This is a genomic window from Candidatus Symbiopectobacterium sp. 'North America' (assembly GCF_015762685.1).
Taxonomy (GTDB): domain Bacteria; phylum Pseudomonadota; class Gammaproteobacteria; order Enterobacterales; family Enterobacteriaceae; genus Symbiopectobacterium.
Map to the genome: position 1 here is coordinate 1 of NZ_PEHF01000121.1, position 411 is coordinate 411.

At 52.1% G+C, this 411-nt stretch carries 1 protein-coding gene; it reads left to right on the forward strand.

All coding sequences use genetic code 11. The annotated features are described in order from the left end of the window. On the forward strand, positions 1–411 hold a 411-nt coding region (locus tag CS369_RS22565; RefSeq protein ID WP_196908786.1), incomplete at both ends, for a transposase.

Below are 411 nucleotides of genomic sequence, written 5' to 3' on the forward strand. Positions count from 1 at the left end.
CTGAGGCTGAGCTGGAATGCTGTCGATAACATTATGCAACGGGCGGTTAAGCGTGGACTGGCCGGTCGAAAAACGCCTCAGGCCGCACGTCATCTCTGTGTTGACGAGGTCGCTTTCAAAAAGGGGCATCAGTACGTCACCGTTATCTCTGATACTCAGGGACAGGCACTGGAACTCAAAGATGATCGCGGTGTTGAAAGTCTTGCTGGCTATCTCCGGAGTCTGGGTGACCGCCAGGTCGAATCCATTAAAACCCTGTCGATGGACATGAATCCAGCTTATATAAGTGCAGCGCGGCTCCATCTGCCTAACGCGGTGGAGAAGATCGCGTTCGACCACTTCCATGTAGCGAAAATGCTCTGTGCCGTCGTAGATAAAACACGCCAGTTGGAAATGAAAACCATCCCGTTA